Consider the following 17,357-nt stretch of genomic DNA (forward strand, 5'->3'; position numbering starts at 1 on the left):
ATCAAAGATTGACGGAGGCAGTTACTCAATCGCCTCCAGAAGCGCATCGTCCAGCGTACAGTCCCGGATCGTGTCGGCGCCGCATTTGCGTGGCTCGAGATCCGGGGTGAGGCAGATGCGGACTTCCTGAATGCGGTAGGATTTGCAGGTCACGGTGATCTCATTGGCGTCGAGCCCGTCATTCTCTTTCATGAAGGCTTCCTCGATCAGCGCGGCCGGGAGTTTCACATCCTTGGTGAGTTTGCGGAACACCTCGGGGCGGGTGAATTTCTCATAGGCCGCCCGCGCCGTGTCGAGATAGGCCTGCGCCGGCAATCCGGAACAGCGCCCGTGTTTCTTCCACTGATACCAAGCGGCGCCATCGGTGCCCATGATGTCTTGCATCGCGGCGGTCTGGCGTCGAGAGGGATCGCGCTCTGACGTATTGCAGTACGACGGCCAGCCGTTTTCATATTGCGGCCAGAGCCCGTGCAACACCCAGCCATAGTCGCCGTCACATTGCGGCGATCCCCGGTCTTCGCCCTCCAGAGCACACCATGTGGGGGACCATGAGAGCGAGAGCACATAATAGTCGAAATCTCCGGCGCGCTCGCCCTCGGCAAAGGCCGGGGGGGCCAGAGACAGGGCGGCGGTCAGACAGGCACTCACGATCCGTTTACGCATTTTCTCTTTCCTCTGATTGCGATCCGCACTATACAGCCGCCAAGTTCCCCGACAACGAGAACCGTCCCCAGCCGGGGAAAGCCCCTTGAGGCGACGGGAAAGTTGTATCCGGGGAGAGCCGCATTTTAAGGAGTGTGACCCATGGCAAAACCGATTATGGCAAAGGCCACCGCTGTCTGGCTGGTCGACAATACCACGCTGAGCTTCAAGCAGATCGCCGATTTCTGCAGCCTGCACGAGCTGGAAGTTCAGGGCATCGCCGATGGGGATGTCGCGGGCGGCGTGCGGGGCTTTGACCCGGTGGCCAACAACCAGCTGACCGCAGAAGAAATCAAGACCGCGGAAGAGAACCCGCTGCACAAGCTGAAGCTCAAATTCAACGCTGCTGCCCAGGGCGAAGAGAAACGCCGTGGCCCGCGCTACACGCCGCTCTCCAAGCGTCAGGACCGTCCGAACTCGATCCTCTGGCTGGTGAAATTCCACCCGGAGCTGACCGATGGTCAGATCGCCAAGCTGGTGGGCACGACCAAGCCGACGATCCAGTCGATCCGCGAACGCACCCATTGGAACATCGCCAATATGCAGCCGATCGATCCGGTGGCGCTGGGCCTGTGTAAGCAAAGCGAACTCGACGCCGCCGTGCAAAAGGCCGCGAAGAACCGCGATGCCGGCATGACCGATGACGAGCGTCGCAAGCTGCTCTCGACCGAGGATTCTCTGGCCGCTGACGCAGAGCCGAAAATCCCCACCGCCATCGCCGGCCTCGAGGCCTTCTCGCTCTCGGGCGACGATGAAGAAAAAGAAGATACCTCGGTGCCGGATGCCGACAGTTTCTTCAACCTGCCCGATGGGGCGCATGACGACGAAGAAGACGAGTAATTGCGTCAGGGCATTTGAATGCATAAACCCCGGGAGTTGTCTCCCGGGGTTTTGTTTTTCATGCCTGAGATCGTGCTAGAATGCGTTGCGTTTGCGGGCATTGAGCGCCGCCGAGATCGTGCCGTCGTCGAGATAGTCGAGCTCACCGCCGATCGGCACGCCCTGGGCCAGCGAAGACACCTCGCAGCGTCCGGACAGCTCGTCGGCGATGTAATGCGCCGTGGTCTGACCGTCGACCGTGGCGTTGAGTGCGAGGATCACCTCATGCACCTGCTCGTCGCCGACGCGTTGCACCAGCGCCGGGATACGCAGATCCTCGGGCCCCACGGCATCCAAGGCCGAGAGCGTGCCGCCCAGCACGTGATAGCGGCCCTTGAACACGCCGGCGCGCTCCATCGCCCAGAGATCGGCGACATCCTCGACGACGCAGATCTCGCCATTGGCGCGGCGCTCGTCGGTGCAGAAATCACAGAGATCGCCGGTGCCGATATTGCCGCAGCGCAGGCACTCGCGCGCGCTTTCGGCCACCTGCTGCATCGCTTGCGCCAGCGGGTGCATCAACCGGCCACGCTTCTTGATCAGATGCAGCACGGCACGGCGCGCCGAACGGGGCCCGAGCCCCGGCAGACGCGCCATCAGATCGATGAGATCCTCGATATCCTGCTGACTGCTCATGCGCGCCTCCACATTGTTCCTGTGCCCGATGCGCGGAACAAGGCCTCAGGCCGCCGCGCATTCGCCTGCCCGTCCCGGCGGGCTGGCGATTGGGGGAGGTTTTCGCGACGTGCCGATGTTCCCCGGATGTGACGGCTATAAAGCGCGACTGGTCCCCCCGGGGATCGCCATCCCACGGGCAGTCCAATGCGCGTCTCGCCGCCCAATGCAAGGGACATGCCGCTCATCCCCGTTTCAGAACGGCATCTTGAAATCGGCGGGAAGACCCAGACCCTCGGTCAGGGCTTTCATCTCCTCTTCGGATTTGGCGGCCGCTTTCGCCTGGGCATCCTTGATCGCGGCGAGGATCAGATCCTCGACCACTTCCTTTTCATCCGGGTGGAAAATCGACGGGTCGATGTCGAGCGCGGTGAGCTTGCCCTTCGCCGTCGCCGTGGCTTTCACCAGACCCGCGCCGCTTTCGCCGACAACCGTCATTTCATCGAGCTTCTCCTGCAGATCGGCCATATCCTTCTGCATTTTCTGAGCTTTTTTCATCATCCCGGCCATATCGCCGAGGCCGCCAAGACCTTTGAGCATCTTATTCTCCTGCGTAAACTGTCAGTGGGATCAGTCCTCTTCGAAAGGATCCCATTCATCTTCGACCTCTTGCAGCGCGTCTTGCGCGGCTTCCGAGGCAATCTTTTCCGGGGTGCGGATCGTCGCGATCTCGGCGCCGGGGAAAAGCTCGAACACTTTCGCCACCATCGGGTGTTGCATCGCCTCTTGGCGGAGCGCCAGCTCCTCGGCATCGCGAATCTCACGAATTGTGCGCACATCCTCAGGGGCTTCGGCGATGGTCACGCCCCAGCGATGGCCGGTGAAGGCAAAGAGCCGGCTTTGCAGCCGGGCGGCAAGATCGGCAGGGGCATCGCCCCAGGGCTGGAACTCGATGAAACCGGGGCGGTAATTGGCCAAACGGACGTGGTTTTCCACATCGATCAGCAGTTTCGCGTCGCGGTGATCCCGGATCAGGTTCACGATCGTCTCGAAACTGGCATAGCGGGCGAGCGCCACATCGGGCGCCTGGGCCGGGGCGGTCGCTGCGCCAGAGCCGACCGCATGGCTACCGGCGTGCATCACCGGGGCGTGGGCCATCTGACCGCCGCCCATGGAACCGGACCCCTGCGCATTGACGGAACCACCGCCCGCCGGTGCACCGCCACCCGTCAGGCCGCCTGCGGGGCCAGACGGCGGGCGCGGCGGCGGGTTCTGTTCATTGAGCTTGCGCACCAGATCTTCCGGCAGCGGCAGATCGGCCACGTGCGTCAACCGGATGATCGCCATTTCCGAGGCCATCATCGCGTTGGGCGCATTGGCCACCTCTTCGATCGCTTTCAGAAGCATTTGCCACATGCGCGACAGCACCCGCATCGGCAGTTTCTCGGCCATGGTCAGCCCGCGCGTGCGCTCGTCCGGGCCGATGGTCGGATCATCGGCGGCGGCGGGGGTGATCTTGATCACCGAGACCCAATGGGTGATTTCCGCCAGATCGCGCAACACCGCCAGAGGATCGGCACCATCGGCATATTGCCCGCCGAGCTCCTCGAGTGCGCCGGCGGCATCGCCGAGCATGATCATGTCGAACAGGTCCAGGACCCGGCCGCGGTCGGCGAGACCCAGCATGGCGCGGACCTGATCCACCGTGGTCTCGCCGGCGCCATGGGAAATCGCCTGATCCAGCAGGGATTCCGCATCGCGGGCGGAGCCTTCGGCGGCGCGGGTGATCAGTGCCAGCGCCTCATCGGTGATCTGCCCGCCTTCGGCATCGGCGATCTTGCGCAACAGCGCCAGCATCACCTCCGGTTCGATCCGCCGCAGATCGAAGCGCTGACAGCGCGACAGCACCGTCACCGGCACCTTGCGGATCTCGGTGGTGGCAAAGATAAATTTCACATGCGCCGGCGGTTCCTCGAGCGTTTTCAGGAGCGCGTTGAACGCACTCGTGGAGAGCATGTGGACTTCGTCGATGATGTAGATCTTGTAGCGCGCCGAGGCGGCGCGGTAATGCACCGAGTCGATGATCTCGCGAATATCGCCGACACCGGTGCGCGAGGCGGCGTCCATTTCCATCACATCGACATGGCGGCCTTCGGAGATTGCCACGCAATGTTCGCATTTGCCGCAAGGATCGGTGGTCGGCCCGCCGTTGCCATCCGGACCGATGCAGTTCATCCCCTTGGCGATGATCCGCGCCGTGGTGGTTTTGCCGGTGCCGCGAATGCCGGTCATGATGAAGGCCTGGGCGATGCGGTCGGCAGCAAAGGCATTCTTGAGCGTCCGCACCATGGCGTCCTGACCGACGAGATCGGCAAAGGTCTCCGGGCGGTATTTGCGCGCCAGAACCTTGTAGCCGGAATTGGTGTCGGTCATGCGATGTGCCTCCTTAAAGCGTTTTGCGAAAACCCTGACATGCAGATTTTCGCAAAACGCCGAGCGACGTTGTTATGTGGCGCGCCTGTCGCAATCCCCCTCTGTCTCGGGGTGTCGCGAAAGGCCTTGATTGCACCATAAGGTAAGGGCGGGAGGAGCCCCCCGCAACCTCAATTGATGCTCCAATCGATGCCATTGTGGCATAGAGCGCGAATGCCCGATCGGGGGGGCTGGCGATCTGACTTTTGATTGAAGCGTTTGTCGCGGTCAAATCCGAGAAAACTTTGAGCGGTGTGTTTGTTTCAGACAAATCGCCAGACCGTGGGCCGGTCTGGCGTTCGCGCGGCGGCGCTGCGCGCCTTGTTCCGCGCCGTGCGGCTTACTCGCCGCGTTTCGCCTTTTTCACCTTCATGGTGTTTTTCACCATCTTGGAGAATTTCCGACCGCGTTCGCGCGCCTCGGCGATGCTTTCGGAATTGCGGGCATCTTCATCCATCAGCTTGCGCCAGCGCTCGAGCCGCTCCTCGCTCAGTTCCCCGGTCTCCAGCGCCGCGCGTACGGCGCAACCGGGCTCGCTCCGGTGCTGGCAATCGGAGAATTTGCAGCTCAGAGCCAGATCGGTGATGTCCTCGAACAGCGTCGCGATGCCCTCCGAGGCGTCGTGCAGCGCCAGCTCGCGCATCCCCGGTGTGTCGATCAGCCAGCCGCCCGCATGCATCCGGTGCATCGAACGCGCTGTGGTGGTGTGTCGCCCCTTGGCATCATCCTCGCGGATTTCGCCGACCTCGATATCCTCGCCGGTGAGACCGCGGGCGATGGTGGATTTACCGACCCCCGAAGAGCCGACCAGAGCAATCGTCTGACCGGTGCCGCAATACCCTTCGAGCCTTGCGATGTCTTCGGGCGATTTGGCGTTGATCAACAGCACCTCTGCGCCTTCGTAGAGCGCCTTGGCGCGGTCCTCATAGGCCTCTGCCGCCATTTCCTCGGGCTTGTCCGCCTTGGTGATCACGATCACCGGCGTGACCTCGGCCTCGATGGCGATGGCGAGATAACGTTCCAGCCGCGCCTCGTTGAAATCGTGATTGCACGACGTGGTGATGAACAGCGTGTCGAGATTGGCGGCAATGAGCTGCGCCTGGGCTTGCAGCCCGGCGGCCTTGCGCGAGATCACCGTCTTGCGGTCCAGCAGGCGGATCAGGCGTTCGCCATCGGTGAGGGCAAAATCACCCACGGCCATGTCGGTGGCCACGTGATCGCCGGTCAAAGCGATTTCCATCCGCTCGAGCGCGGGGGTGAGTGCCATAACGGAACGGCGGCGCACCTCGGTGAGCCGCAGCGGTGTGAGGGTTTCGAATTCCTCGAGATCGAGCTGGCCGTTGAAGAATTGGGACCAGCCGAGAAGTTTCAGATCAGATATCATTGGTCTGCCTTTGAAGACGTCAAAAAGACCTCCGCGTCGCATTTGCGACGAGAGTACAGGGTCTCGGGCAGTCCGATAATGGGAAAGGCCTTAGGTGGCAGCTGCCCGAGGGGCGTAAGACAGAACAATCATCAAATCCCTCCTCGGTTGGCTGGGGTGCAGGCATTTAGGTGAGAGGCTGGACAACGACCCAAGCGGGGCTCGTTACGGCTGCTTCCTTCCGGACCTGACCGGGTTGGCGAGGCGCTCGCCCGCGCCAACCTCTCGATGCGTTACATAGTCGTCATGTCGCGGATTCGCAAGGGGTTGGCGCTCAGCCGCCGAGCCGGGCGCGTTCCTCGCGCAACAACCCCGCGAGCCGGTGGAAATCCGCGCTCCGCGCCGAGCTTTTGCGCCAGGCCAGAACGACCTCGCGCGGTTTGGTGCCAAACAGCGGGGTCAGTTCGATCTCGGTGTTGCGCGTCACGCCGGCGTCAATCGCCAGCTGCGGCAAGAGTGTGATGCCCAGGCCCTCTTCGACCATCGCCACCAGGGTCGGCAGCGAGGTGGCGGCAAAGGTTTCGTCCTGTTTGGCGTGGCTTTCGGGAAAGGCCGAAAGCGCGTGACGTTGCAGGCAGTGCCCGCGTTCCAACAACAACAGCGTCTCGTCATCGAGATCGGGACCGCCGATCGCCCGACCGGAAATCAGCCGATGCCCCGGCGCGGTGGCGAGTTGGTAATCATCCTCGAACAGGCTTTCGATCTCGAGATCCCCGGTCTCGAAGGGCAGGGCGATCAGGATCACATCGAGCCGCCCGGCGCGCAGTCCGGCGATCAGATGTTCGGTCAGCTCCTCACGCATATAGAGCCGCAGGTCGGGGTAGTCCTGACGCAAGCGCGGCAGCAGACGCGGAAACAGAAACGGCCCGACCGTCGGGATGGTGCCGAGTTTCAGCGTGCCACGCAGCGTGCCGGACTGGCTTTGCGCCAGCTCCACCATGTCCTGTGCCTCGGCCAGCATCACGCGGGCGCGGGCGGCGAGCTCCTCGCCCAGAGGCGTCATCAGCACAGACCGTTTGCTGCGCTCGGCCACCGGCGCGCCGAGGATGTCTTCAAGCTCCTGTATCCCGGTCGAGAGTGTCGATTGGGTGACGAAACAGGCCTCGGCGGCACGGCCGAAATGCAGCTCTTCCGAGAGCGCGACGAGGAAGCGGAGCTGGCGCAGGCTGGGCAGGATCATTAATCGAATTTCTCAATTATTTTTATCTTTTTTATTCGTTTCAACAATCGAAATGCAAGAGCTATTTCTAATTCATCGAAAGGGCAGAAGCGCCCGAGACGACAGAAATCGACAAGAAATATTGAGAAAACAAAGGACTGAAAAATGACCGACCAAATTGAAACCGTTACCGGCCCGCAACTGAACAAACCTGCGCCTGCCTTTGAGGCGCTGACCACCGATGGCGTCAAAACCCTCGACGACTACAAGGGCAAATGGCTGATCCTGTTCTCGCACCCGGCCGATTTCACGCCCGTCTGCACCACCGAGTTCATCGGTTTCGCGGGCAAACAGGAGGCGTTCAATGCCATGGGGGTCGAGCTCCTGGGCCTCTCCATCGACAGCCACTATTCTCACATCGCCTGGATGCTCAACATCAAGGAGAACTGGGGCGTCGAGATCAAATTCCCGATCATCGCCGACCTGTCGATGAAAGTGGCCAATGCTTACGGGATGATCCAGCCGGGCGCTTCCGACACCGCGGCGGTGCGGGCGACCTTCATCATCGACCCGAACGGCATCCTGCGCGCCATGGTCTATTACCCGATGAACGCCGGGCGTTCCGTGGATGAGATCCATCGCCTCGTGGTGGCGCTTCAGGCCGCCGACGCAAATAAATGCGCCATGCCGGAAAACTGGAAGCCGGGTGACGCGGTGATCGTGCCGACGCCGCCGACCGCCGCCGCGGCGCAGGAGAAACTGGCGAATGCGCCCGAGGGGCAGGATGTCGTGGATTGGTATTTCTCGACCCGTCAGCTCTGAGCTTGCGCCGGATTTGAGCCAAAGGGTGTGCGTGGTGACGCGCGCACCCATCCTTGCAGATCAAACACAGGAGTTCCTATGAGCAAGACACCCGTTGTCAAACCCTTCTGGGATGCGCCGACCGGCAGTTGGCAATACGTGTTTCATGATCCCGAGACCATGAAAGGTGCGATTGTCGATCCGGTGCTCGATTTCGACCCCAATGCAGGGGCAATCGCGACAAAGAACGCGGATATGATCCTCGACTATATCCGTGAAACAGGGATCGAGATCGTCTGGATTCTCGACACCCATCCCCATGCCGACCATTTCTCGGCTGCGTCTTATCTGAAATCGCAACTGGGCGCGCCCACCGCGATCGGGGAAAAGGTCGTGGGCGTGCAGAAGCTCTGGAAAGAGATCTACAACCTGCCCGATGATTTCGCCACCGACGGGTCGCAATGGGATCACCTCTTTGCCGATGGCGATACGTTCATGGTCGGCGAGGTGCCGGTTCGGGTGATCTTTTCCCCCGGCCATACGCTGGCCTCGGTCACCTACGTGGCGGGCGATGCGGCTTTCGTGCATGACACGTTGATGATGCCCGACAGCGGCTCCAGCCGGGCCGATTTCCCCGGAGGCAGTTCCAGGGAGCTCTACGATTCGATTGAGCGGATCCTGGCGCTGCCCGACGAGACGCGGGTCTTTGTCGGCCATGATTACCGGCCCAATGGGCGCGAGGCGCTGTGCGAGGCCAGTGTGGCCGACCACAAGGCGGCGAATATCCATTTCAGGGATGCGCCGAGCGAGGCGGACTACCGCGCGGTGCGCGATGCCCGTGACGCCACATTGCCGCTGCCAAAGCTGATGCTGGCGGCGCTGCAGATCAATATCCGTGGCGGTCGCAAGCCCGCAGCCGAAGACAACGCGCGATCCTATCTGAAAATTCCGCTGGATTATTTCGAACCGCGATGACACGCGAAACGCGCGCCTTTTTGGGGCGCGCGTTTTCATCGATATGTCTTAGGGGGCGTGAACTCCCCTGTGGGCGCTCCGCACACTTACCCTTGTGGGCGTTCCGCAAATTACCCCTGTGGGCGTTCCGCCCAACCGGCAAAGATTTTCTCCAGCCCGACCACAATGTAGTAGAGCAGGATGCCGAGAAAGGCCAAGGCGATCAGCACCGCGAACATCAGCGGATAATCGGCGTTGATCTTGCCGCTGTCGAACAGGTGGCCGAGGCCGCGACCGTGCGGTTCGACGATCTCCATCAGGTTGGTGCCGATGAAGGCCAGCGTCACCGCGACTTTCAGCGCGCCGAAGAATTCCGGCAGGGTCTTGGGCAGGGCGATTTTCCAGAAGATCGTCCATTTCGACGCGCCCAGAGAACGCAGGATATCGCGATATTCCGGCTCGAGCGTCGAGAGGCCGATCGAGACCGCCACCGAGATCGGGAAGAACGAGATCATGAAGGCAATCAGCACGGTGTTGAAATCATGCTGGCCGATGAAGATCAGCGCGATCACTGGCACCACCGTGGCTTTCGGGATGGCGTTGAACCCCACGAGCAGCGGGTAGAGCGCATCCCGCATGGTGCGCGAAAAGCCCATGACCATGCCGATCAGCGTGCCGAAAACGACCGCGACCAACAGCCCGACGACGGTACGCCAGAGCGTCTGCCAGCCGTAGATCAGGAACAGGTTCCAGTATTTCGCATAGGCCGGGATCAGATCCGAGGGCGAGGCCATCTTGTAATTCGGCCATTGGTTCACCCAGACGATGAATTCCCAGAAGGCGAGGAAAGCGACGATGGCGATGAGCGGCGTGGCGACCTTTTTCCAATGTTTCATCATGCGGCCTCCTCATCCTTGGTCTGGCCCTCTGCTCGCCCCTGCGCGATCTCGATCTGGTGGCGCAGACGGTGCAGGATGTCGGTGGCCTCGGGCGTGTAGATCACTTCGAGATCGGTGCGACCCTCGAGCTTCACATTCTCCACATGCTGGGTGGTGGCCGGACGGCCGGAGAGCACAATCACCTCATCCGCGAGATAGACGCTTTCGCGCAGATCGTGGGTGATCAGCACACCGGTAAAGGGTTCCTCGGCCCTGAGCGCATGCATGGTCTGCCACAGGTCCTCGCGGGTAAAGGCATCCAGGGCGCCGAAAGGCTCGTCCATGATCAGCACATCGGGCTTGTGCACGATGGCACGACAGAGCGAGGCGCGCTGGCGCATGCCGCCCGAAAGCTCGGAGGGGCGTTTGTCTTCGAAGCCTTCGAGGCCGACGAGCGCCAAAAGTTCGCGCCCGCGCTCTTCTTTCTCGCGTTTGCTCATCTTGTTCGGCACGATCTCGAGCGGCAAAAGCACGTTCTGCAGGATCGTCCGCCATTCGAGCATCACCGGGTTCTGAAACGCCATGCCGACGGTCGAGCGCGGGCTGGTGACGCGTTCGCCATGTAGCCAGACCTCGCCCTGATCGGGTTTCATCAGCCCGGCGACCAGTTTCGTGAGCGTGGATTTGCCACAGCCCGACGGGCCGACCACGGCGCAGAAATCGCCTTCGGGTACGGAGATGTTGAGGTCGTCGAGAACGGGCAAGGGGCCGTTATCGGTCTTGTAGGCGTGTGTCACGCCCTTGATTTCTATGAGGTTTGTCATTTTTCCCCGTCTTGTCCTGTCTGCCGCCCGGTGTCGCCACCTGCCCGTATGGAAACGGGCGCGGGCTCATGAGATCCCGCGCCCGCCCGTGTTTTCAAAAATCTGCGATCACTTCAGCATGCGCGCGTCGGAGGCGGGCAGGTAGTCTTCGGTGAAATACAGGCTGGCGTCGGGCTCGGCGTTGAATTCGTAGACCATCTTGAGCTGCTCGAGAGAGCCGGCGAAACGTTCGGCGTCGATCCCGCCCATGCCGTTTGCGGCGACATAGTCGGTATAGACATTGCCTTCGAGCGCCAGCTCAAGACGACGGGTCTCGAGATCGAGATCGGAGGCCGGGTTGTACTTGATCATGTATTCGACCGCGGCTTTCGGGTCGGCCATGGCGTCTTTCCAGCCCATGGTCACGGCGGACACGAACCCTTTGACCGCCTCCGGATTCTCGGCGGCGAAATCGGTGTTCACGATCAGCACGTTGCCATAGAGGTTCACGCCATAGTCCGACATCATGATGGTCGAAATGTCATCTTCCGGCACGCCGAGACGCACGAGGTTCAGGAAGGACGAGAAGTTGAAGCCGGTGACGGCGTCCACCTTGCCCTCGGCCAGCATCGGCTCACGGGTCGGGAAGCCGACGGGCTCGACGGTGATCTTGTCCATGTCGAGATCATTCTCGGCGGCAAAGATCGGGAATTGCGCCCAGGCGCCATCCGGCGGCGGTGCGCCCAGCACGTGACCTTCGAGATCTTTCGGGGCCTCGATGCCGAGCGACTTGCGACCGACCACGGCAAAGGCCGGGGCGTCATAGACCATCATCATGCCGATGACCGGCGCGCCCGGGTTCTGGTCGAGGAATTTCACCAGGCTGTTGATATCGGCCATGCCGACCGGGAAGGCGCCGGTGGCGACTTTCGGGATCGCGTCGAGCGAGCCCTGACCGGCGGAGATTTCCACCGCGAGGTCCTGATCCGCGAAATAGCCCTTTTCGATGGCGGTGAAATACGGGGCGGCCGGGCCCTCGAATTTCCAGTCGAGCGCGAACGGCATCGCGGTCTCGGCATAGGCGGCCGTTGCGGTGAGCGCAAAGGCAGCCAGGGTGGTGATCGATTTGTAGAACATGAATTTCCCCTGTTTCATTCGAGCGTAGAATGACCTGTGGTCTTCTCGTCCGCGAGATTGAGGTGCACAATCATGTATACAATCTGAACGATTGCGTAAAAAAGTGGCGGGAACCTGGATTTCTGCCCGTGATTTTTGCCTAAATGGTAAACAAAAGCGATCGCCGGAGCGACCGCTTCTGCATTTTTACGGGGATTTGCGTCAGAGCGTGATGCGGAACTGGGCGAATCCATCCGTGCCTTCGCCGGCATCCTCGATGGCCAGACCTTTGAGATCCGCGAGATGTGTCCGCGCCGCCGGGCCGGTTTCGAACAACACGCTGGTGTCGCCCAGAGGCGCCAGAGACCAGTTGTCATCGGCGGTCGGGTTGATGGTGCCCTGATCGACGATATAGCGCACGATGATGTCGCGGTTGGTGTCCGGCCCCTCGAAGATCACCGTGGTGCCATCGGCGCCGGGGAAGGTGCCGCCGCCGCCCGCGCGGTAGTTGTTGGTGGCGACCACGAATTCCATCTCGTCGGTGACCGGCGCGCCATTATAGGCGAGATTCACGATGCGCGAGGCATTGGCGTCGAGCAATTCGCCATGGGCATCGAAACGCGACGGCTGCGAGATGTCGATCTGATAGGTCACCCCGTCGATCACGTCGAAATTGTAGGACGGGAAATCCGGGTTCAAGAGGACCGCGTCTTTCGTACCTTTCTCGACCTGGTTGAACATGCCGGCGGAGCGTTCGAGCCAGCCCTTGAGCTGGGCGCCGGTGATGCGCACCGCACGGATCGTGTTCGGGTAGAGATAGAGATCGGCGACATTCTTGATCGCCACATCGCCCGGCGCGACATCGGTATAATAGTCGGGACCGCCACGGCCACCGGCCTTGAACGGCGCCGCCGCCGAGAGGATCGGCAGGCCCTCGTGCTCGGTGCCCTTCATCATCTCTTCGATATACCAAAGCTGGGCGTTGGAAACGATCTGCACCGACGGATCATCGGCCACCAGCGCGAAATAGGAATGCAGCGGTGCTGCGGTCTTGCCCACGGCGCGGCGCACATAGGACAGGGTCTGTTCGTGGATATCCGCGACCGAGGCCAGAACCGGCTCGACGCTTTCGACCAGCGGCGTGACCGAGCGATCTTCGTTGCGCTTGGAGATCGGACGGGTTTCCACGGCACTGGTTACCACGCGCCATGCGCCGCTCTCGTTTTCCAACAAGAGGTCCATGACGCCCAGATGCGAGCCCCAATAGCCGCCCATCACCGCCGGCTTGCCGTGGATCAGGCCCTTGGCCGAATCTACGGCGGCGTAGCCATCATAGGTCGGCGAGGGGAAGACGAGGTGCGAATGGCCAGTCAGGAGCGCGTCGATCCCATCGATTTCGGCCAGCGGTACGGAGGCGTTTTCCATGCCCTCGGTGTGATCGGCGGAGCCGATGCCCGAGTGGTTCAGCGCGATGATGAGATCGGCGCCTTTTTCCTTCATCTCCGGCACATAGGCGCGGGCGGTCTCGACGATGTCGCGGGCGTTCACCGTGCCTTCGAGATTCTTGCGGTCCCACATCATGATCTGCGGCGGTACAAAGCCAATCAGGCCGATCTTGATCTGATGCGTGGCGCCGGAGCCGTCGGTCACCTCGCGATCGAGGATGATATAGGGCGGCAGCAACGTCACGTCCTCGCGCGGGTTGGCGCCCATTTCCTTGACGACATTAGCCGAGATCACCGGGTAATTGGCGCCCGCGAGTGCTTTCATCAGGAAGGGCACGCCGTAGTTGAACTCATGGTTGCCGAGTGTGGAAGCGTCAAAACCGAGTCTGTTCATCGCGGTGATCACCGGATGCATGTCGCCCTCGCTCATGCCGCGCTCATAGGCAATGAAATCGCCCATCGGGTTGCCCTGAAGAAAGTCGCCATTGTCGATCAGCATCGTGTTGGTGGCTTCTTCCCGGACGGCATTGATATGCGCTGCGGTGCGGGCCAGACCGACCGTATCGACCGGCTTGTCGGCATAATAGTCGTAGGGGAAGACATGCACGTGCAAATCGGTTGTTTCCATGATCCGCAAATGTGCCTGATTGGCATTGGCGCGGGCGGAAAAGGGGTGAAGAGCAATCAAGGCAGATCCTGCAATTGTGCCGGACAGGAAAGTCCGGCGATTCATCGGGGTGTGCGGGTGGTCCATCATGCGTCTCCTGTGATGATTTCTTGCATTCAGACATGCTTGCCGAGACCATTCCAGAGCCACAAGACAAACATGTGACGTCTTGGAACTTATCAAGAGAAATCAATAGCGCAAACCATTTTGAGTTGCCTTTTGGGGCGATTGAACAACTTTGAGTTGATTTCTCAAGCCTGCGTCACGGCCGCAACATATGTGCGGATGGTGCGTTGGGCATGCCGGTGAATGTGACGGTGAGTGTGGTGGTGGGTTTGCGTATTTGAAGGGTGGTGCGACGCGGGATTGCCGCCTATTGCAAGGTGTATGAAACAGGATGGTGTTGCCCTTGCGGGCGGAGAATTGAACAGGGCGGCGCATCTGCGGCGCGAGGCGGAAGCGTTGCGCAGCCGGGACGGCATGCGTCTCCTGGCTCTGTGGCGGGGATCGGTTCCTCTCGATGAGAGAGGGCATTTTGCCCTGTTCGACGCCGGAGATCTGCCGGCGGTCGCGGGGGATGAGATCTTTCTCGGGCTGCTGACCGATGGCGCACCGGTTTTTGCCGTCGACGTGAGCCATCTGGCGGCGCGCGATCCGCAATCCGAGAGCGGCAATCCCTGGTCGCAGGATGGGGTGACGGTCGCAGGGCTCGAAAGCGTGAGCTTCTTTGATTTGCGCGCGGTCATGACCCGGCTGAGCCCGCTTGAGGCCGAACTGGCCGGCACGGCGCGCGGCGTGTTCGAATGGCATCGCCAGCATGGGTTCTGTGCGGCCTGCGGCGCGCGTACCGTGATCGCCGATGCCGGGTGGCGGCGCGATTGCCCGGCTTGCGGAGCCTCGCATTTCCCGCGCACCGATCCGGTGGTGATCATGCTGGTGACCCATGGCAATTCGGTGCTTCTGGGTCGCAATGCCAATTGGCCGGAGCGGATGTATTCGCTGCTGGCCGGGTTCGTCGAGCCGGGCGAGCCGATCGAAGCGGCGGTGCGCCGCGAGGTGTTCGAGGAGGCGGGCGTCCGCATCGGCACGGTACGCTATGTCACCAGCCAGCCCTGGCCGTTTCCGGCGTCCTTGATGTTCGGCTGCACGGCCAATGCGCTCAGCACGGAGATCGAGATCGATCCCGAAGAAATCTCGGATGCCCGCTGGGTGAGCCGCGAAGAACTGGCCCTGGCGGTGGCGGGGCGACACCCCGAGATCGCGCCGCCGAGAAAAGGCGCGGTCGCGCAATTTCTCCTGACCAAGTGGCTTGCAGACCGTTAGGAATATGGAAATAAGGTGGTGGGAGTAAACGGGGCAAGACAGGTGAGCAGCGATGAAATTCTCGACCCGCAAGGATATTGAGGCGCCCGCAGATTTTGTTTTTGCGCGGATCACGGATTTCGAGGGTCTGGAACGTCAGGCGATGCGCCGCGGGATCGAAGTGACGCGCAAGTCGCAGAACCAGCCGCGCGACAAAGGCGCGGGATGGGCGCTCAAGGTGCCGTTTCGGGGCAAGCTGCGCGATCTCGAAGCGGAAATCGCCGAATTCGACGCGCCCAATGCGGTCGCCGCGGCGGCTGTCTCTGGGGGGCTGAACATGGAACTCACGGCGGAGCTCGTGCCGCTGTCGCCGCAGCGGACCCGGGTCACCTTTGCCTATGATGTCCGGCCCAAGACCCTTTCTGCACGCATCCTCGTGCAATCGGTGAAATTCGCCAAGGCGACGTTGCAGAAACGGTTCGAGAAGCGGATCGGGATGTTCTGCGATCATCTTTCCGATCAATATGCCAGCGGACCGAAGCTCTGACGGGCTCCGGTCGCCTGTGGTCGTCTCGGATCGGGTTGGTCAGGTGCGGCGCGGATCGGCCGGATAGACCCCGAGGATCTCGACCATCTCGGTGAAATAGCGCAGCTCGTCGAGGGCGAGCCGGACATTCGCATCCTCCGGGTGGCCTTCGATATCGGCATAGAACTGCGTCGCGGTGAACACACCGTCGACCATATAGCTTTCCAGCTTGGTCATGTTGATGCCATTGGTGGCAAACCCGCCCATCGCCTTGTAGAGCGCGGCGGGGATGTTGCGCACCCGGAACATGAAGGCGGTGACCATCTTGTCGGCGCGGCGGCTGTAATCCGGTTCGCGCGCCATGATCAGAAACCGCGTGGTGTTGAGCTTGTGATCCTCGATATGGCGTTCGAGCACGTCGAGCCCGAAGATCTCGCCGGCTAGTTCAGAGGCGAAAGCGCCGATCTCGGGCGCGCCCTCTTCCTTGACCGAGCGCGCGGCGGCGGCATTGTCGGACCAGTTGACCGTGGTCAACCCGTGCTCGCGCACGAAAGTCCGGGCCTGGCCCAGCAGCACCGACATGGCGCGCACGGTCTTGATATCGGAGGTCTTGGTGCCCGGCAGACCCAGAAGGTTCACATGCACCCGCACGAAAGTCTCGTCGATGATATGCAGCCCGGATTCCGGCAGCAGGTGATAGACATCCTGGACCCGGCCATAGGTCGAATTCTCGACCGCGATCATGCCGAGATCGGCACGGCCCGTGCGCACGGCGTCCATCGCATCTTCGAATGTCGGGCAGGGCAGGGGCTCGTATTCGGGGCGTGCATCGGCACAGGCCTGATGGGAATAGGAGCCAGGTTCTCCCTGAAATGCGATCCGAGCGGCCATTTTTACCCCTTTTTTGTCGATTGATCAGCGCTAACTTGTCCGGGTTTCGGTCTTATACCTTGAAATGAAGCAGGGGAAGCGGATAGATAGCGCGCGACGAACCTATATAAACGGAACGCGACATGTTCGACACTATGACAGTTACAAAGGTCGTTGGGGGCCTCTGCGGCACCTTCCTGATCTTCCTCTTCGGCAACTGGGCCGCTGATTCTATCTACGCCATGGACGCCACCGGCCACGACGGTGAACACGCCCAAGCCTATGTCATTGCCACCGGCGACGAGGACGCCGTGGAGGAAGAGGTGGTCGAAGTGAGCTTTGACGATCTGCTGGCCTCCGCCGATGTGGCGAAAGGCGAAAAGGTGTTCTCCAAGTGCAAGGCCTGCCACAAGGTGGACGGCTCGAACGGTACCGGTCCGCATCTCGACGGTGTCTTCGGGCGCGCAGTCGGCGCGGTCGGCGATTTCGGCTATTCCGATGCTGTTGCCAGCCATGGCGGCACCTGGGACGCCGCGACGCTCAACGCCTATCTCGAGAATCCGAAAGACGCGATCCCGGGCAACAAAATGTCCTTCGCCGGTCTGAAGAAGATCGAGGATCGCGCCAATATCGTGGCCTACCTGCAGTCGATCTCCGGCTGATCCGACGCAAGGCGTGTCTGGACGCGCCTCTGGCGCGTATGTCATCGAAACTCCCATCGGCCGCACCGATGGGGGTTTTCTTT

General features: G+C 61.5%; 17 protein-coding genes and 1 other RNA gene. 6 read left to right on the forward strand and 12 right to left on the reverse strand.

The features are described 5' to 3' along the window. Positions 1–21: 21 nt before the first annotated feature. Entirely contained in the window at positions 22–663 is a 642-nt protein-coding gene (locus BM151_RS15540; protein WP_090061661.1) for a ribonuclease T2 family protein, read from the reverse strand. A gap of 141 nt (positions 664–804) precedes the next feature. Between BM151_RS15540 and BM151_RS15545 the strand changes: the two genes are divergently transcribed. Continuing rightward, entirely contained in the window at positions 805–1,542 is a 738-nt protein-coding gene (locus BM151_RS15545; RefSeq protein ID WP_090061662.1) for a DUF1013 domain-containing protein, read from the forward strand. 75 nt (positions 1,543–1,617) lie between these two features. Here the strand turns inward: BM151_RS15545 and recR are convergent, their stop codons facing one another. The 6 genes from recR to BM151_RS15575 form a co-directional block, all read right to left on the reverse strand. After that, positions 1,618–2,217: a recombination mediator RecR gene (gene recR / locus BM151_RS15550; RefSeq protein ID WP_090061663.1), complete on the reverse strand. Its 600-nt coding sequence runs from the start codon at positions 2,215–2,217 to the stop codon at positions 1,618–1,620. Positions 2,218–2,451: 234 nt separating this feature from the next. Beyond that, positions 2,452–2,796, reverse strand: a complete 345-nt coding sequence (locus tag BM151_RS15555) for a YbaB/EbfC family nucleoid-associated protein (RefSeq protein WP_090061664.1) — start codon at positions 2,794–2,796, stop codon at positions 2,452–2,454. 30 nt (positions 2,797–2,826) lie between these two features. Continuing rightward, a complete protein-coding gene (locus BM151_RS15560; RefSeq protein WP_090061665.1) occupies positions 2,827–4,629 on the reverse strand; it encodes a DNA polymerase III subunit gamma/tau in 1,803 nt (600 codons plus the stop codon). Between the two features lie 379 nt (positions 4,630–5,008). Further along, on the reverse strand, positions 5,009–6,052 hold the full coding sequence (gene rsgA / locus BM151_RS15565) for a ribosome small subunit-dependent GTPase A (protein WP_090061666.1): 1,044 nt from the start codon (positions 6,050–6,052) through the stop codon (positions 5,009–5,011). A 169-nt stretch (positions 6,053–6,221) separates the two neighbouring features. Beyond that, an RNA gene (ffs, locus tag BM151_RS15570) (signal recognition particle sRNA small type) lies at positions 6,222–6,318 on the reverse strand. A gap of 47 nt (positions 6,319–6,365) precedes the next feature. Beyond that, positions 6,366–7,271, reverse strand: a complete 906-nt coding sequence (locus BM151_RS15575) for a hydrogen peroxide-inducible genes activator (protein WP_177213180.1) — start codon at positions 7,269–7,271, stop codon at positions 6,366–6,368. 144 nt (positions 7,272–7,415) lie between these two features. Between BM151_RS15575 and BM151_RS15580 the strand changes: the two genes are divergently transcribed. Together BM151_RS15580 and BM151_RS15585 are read left to right on the forward strand one after the other, a co-directional pair. Beyond that, complete coding sequence (locus tag BM151_RS15580) at positions 7,416–8,072, forward strand: peroxiredoxin (RefSeq protein ID WP_090061667.1); 657 nt, start codon at positions 7,416–7,418, stop codon at positions 8,070–8,072. Between the two features lie 78 nt (positions 8,073–8,150). Beyond that, complete coding sequence (locus BM151_RS15585; protein WP_090061668.1) at positions 8,151–9,026, forward strand: MBL fold metallo-hydrolase; 876 nt, start codon at positions 8,151–8,153, stop codon at positions 9,024–9,026. A 110-nt stretch (positions 9,027–9,136) separates the two neighbouring features. On the opposite strand, the gene BM151_RS15590 is transcribed toward BM151_RS15585, so the two are convergent. From BM151_RS15590 to BM151_RS15605, 4 genes are all read right to left on the reverse strand, one after another. Next, positions 9,137–9,901 carry an ABC transporter permease gene (locus BM151_RS15590; RefSeq protein WP_090061730.1) on the reverse strand — a complete coding sequence of 255 codons (765 nt, stop codon included), beginning with the start codon at positions 9,899–9,901 and terminating at the stop codon, positions 9,137–9,139. Beyond that, on the reverse strand, positions 9,901–10,707 hold the full coding sequence (locus tag BM151_RS15595) for an ABC transporter ATP-binding protein (protein ID WP_090061669.1): 807 nt from the start codon (positions 10,705–10,707) through the stop codon (positions 9,901–9,903). The genes BM151_RS15590 and BM151_RS15595 overlap by 1 nt, the downstream gene beginning before the upstream one ends. 108 nt (positions 10,708–10,815) lie before the next feature. Continuing rightward, the gene (locus BM151_RS15600) at positions 10,816–11,823 is read right to left on the reverse strand and encodes an ABC transporter substrate-binding protein (protein ID WP_090061731.1); all 1,008 of its coding nucleotides are present in this window, start codon (positions 11,821–11,823) and stop codon (positions 10,816–10,818) included. 201 nt (positions 11,824–12,024) lie between these two features. Further along, positions 12,025–14,001: a bifunctional 2',3'-cyclic-nucleotide 2'-phosphodiesterase/3'-nucleotidase gene (locus BM151_RS15605; RefSeq protein ID WP_090061670.1), complete on the reverse strand. Its 1,977-nt coding sequence runs from the start codon at positions 13,999–14,001 to the stop codon at positions 12,025–12,027. Between the two features lie 300 nt (positions 14,002–14,301). Here BM151_RS15605 and nudC point away from each other — a divergent pair, with 300 nt between their 5' ends. Beyond that, entirely contained in the window at positions 14,302–15,237 is a 936-nt protein-coding gene (gene nudC / locus BM151_RS15610) for an NAD(+) diphosphatase (RefSeq protein ID WP_090061671.1), read from the forward strand. Positions 15,238–15,289: 52 nt separating this feature from the next. Beyond that, the gene (locus BM151_RS15615) at positions 15,290–15,763 is read left to right on the forward strand and encodes an SRPBCC family protein (protein WP_090061672.1); all 474 of its coding nucleotides are present in this window, start codon (positions 15,290–15,292) and stop codon (positions 15,761–15,763) included. Positions 15,764–15,802: 39 nt separating this feature from the next. Here the strand turns inward: BM151_RS15615 and BM151_RS15620 are convergent, their stop codons facing one another. Beyond that, complete coding sequence (locus BM151_RS15620; protein WP_090061673.1) at positions 15,803–16,633, reverse strand: prephenate dehydratase; 831 nt, start codon at positions 16,631–16,633, stop codon at positions 15,803–15,805. Between the two features lie 122 nt (positions 16,634–16,755). On the opposite strand from BM151_RS15620, the gene BM151_RS15625 reads away from it, so the two are divergent. Beyond that, the gene (locus BM151_RS15625; RefSeq protein WP_090061674.1) at positions 16,756–17,274 is read left to right on the forward strand and encodes a c-type cytochrome; all 519 of its coding nucleotides are present in this window, start codon (positions 16,756–16,758) and stop codon (positions 17,272–17,274) included. Positions 17,275–17,357 lie beyond the last annotated feature (83 nt).

The sequence above is a fragment of the Celeribacter neptunius genome (assembly GCF_900113955.1).
GTDB lineage: Bacteria > Pseudomonadota > Alphaproteobacteria > Rhodobacterales > Rhodobacteraceae > Celeribacter > Celeribacter neptunius.

Bases quoted from the DNA above. Each gene is read 5' to 3' on its own strand.
- BM151_RS15540 (WP_090061661.1), bottom strand. From the start codon at position 663: ATGCGTAAACGGATCGTGAGTGCCTGTCTGACCGCCGCCCTGTCTCTG.
- BM151_RS15545 (WP_090061662.1), top strand. From the start codon at position 805: ATGGCAAAACCGATTATGGCAAAGGCCACCGCTGTCTGGCTGGTCGAC.
- recR (WP_090061663.1), bottom strand. From the start codon at position 2,217: ATGAGCAGTCAGCAGGATATCGAGGATCTCATCGATCTGATGGCGCGT.
- BM151_RS15555 (WP_090061664.1), bottom strand. From the start codon at position 2,796: ATGCTCAAAGGTCTTGGCGGCCTCGGCGATATGGCCGGGATGATGAAA.
- BM151_RS15560 (WP_090061665.1), bottom strand. From the start codon at position 4,629: ATGACCGACACCAATTCCGGCTACAAGGTTCTGGCGCGCAAATACCGC.
- rsgA (WP_090061666.1), bottom strand. From the start codon at position 6,052: ATGATATCTGATCTGAAACTTCTCGGCTGGTCCCAATTCTTCAACGGC.
- BM151_RS15575 (WP_177213180.1), bottom strand. From the start codon at position 7,271: ATGATCCTGCCCAGCCTGCGCCAGCTCCGCTTCCTCGTCGCGCTCTCG.
- BM151_RS15580 (WP_090061667.1), top strand. From the start codon at position 7,416: ATGACCGACCAAATTGAAACCGTTACCGGCCCGCAACTGAACAAACCT.
- BM151_RS15585 (WP_090061668.1), top strand. From the start codon at position 8,151: ATGAGCAAGACACCCGTTGTCAAACCCTTCTGGGATGCGCCGACCGGC.
- BM151_RS15590 (WP_090061730.1), bottom strand. From the start codon at position 9,901: ATGAAACATTGGAAAAAGGTCGCCACGCCGCTCATCGCCATCGTCGCT.
- BM151_RS15595 (WP_090061669.1), bottom strand. From the start codon at position 10,707: ATGACAAACCTCATAGAAATCAAGGGCGTGACACACGCCTACAAGACC.
- BM151_RS15600 (WP_090061731.1), bottom strand. From the start codon at position 11,823: ATGTTCTACAAATCGATCACCACCCTGGCTGCCTTTGCGCTCACCGCA.
- BM151_RS15605 (WP_090061670.1), bottom strand. From the start codon at position 14,001: ATGGACCACCCGCACACCCCGATGAATCGCCGGACTTTCCTGTCCGGC.
- nudC (WP_090061671.1), top strand. From the start codon at position 14,302: ATGAAACAGGATGGTGTTGCCCTTGCGGGCGGAGAATTGAACAGGGCG.
- BM151_RS15615 (WP_090061672.1), top strand. From the start codon at position 15,290: ATGAAATTCTCGACCCGCAAGGATATTGAGGCGCCCGCAGATTTTGTT.
- BM151_RS15620 (WP_090061673.1), bottom strand. From the start codon at position 16,633: ATGGCCGCTCGGATCGCATTTCAGGGAGAACCTGGCTCCTATTCCCAT.
- BM151_RS15625 (WP_090061674.1), top strand. From the start codon at position 16,756: ATGTTCGACACTATGACAGTTACAAAGGTCGTTGGGGGCCTCTGCGGC.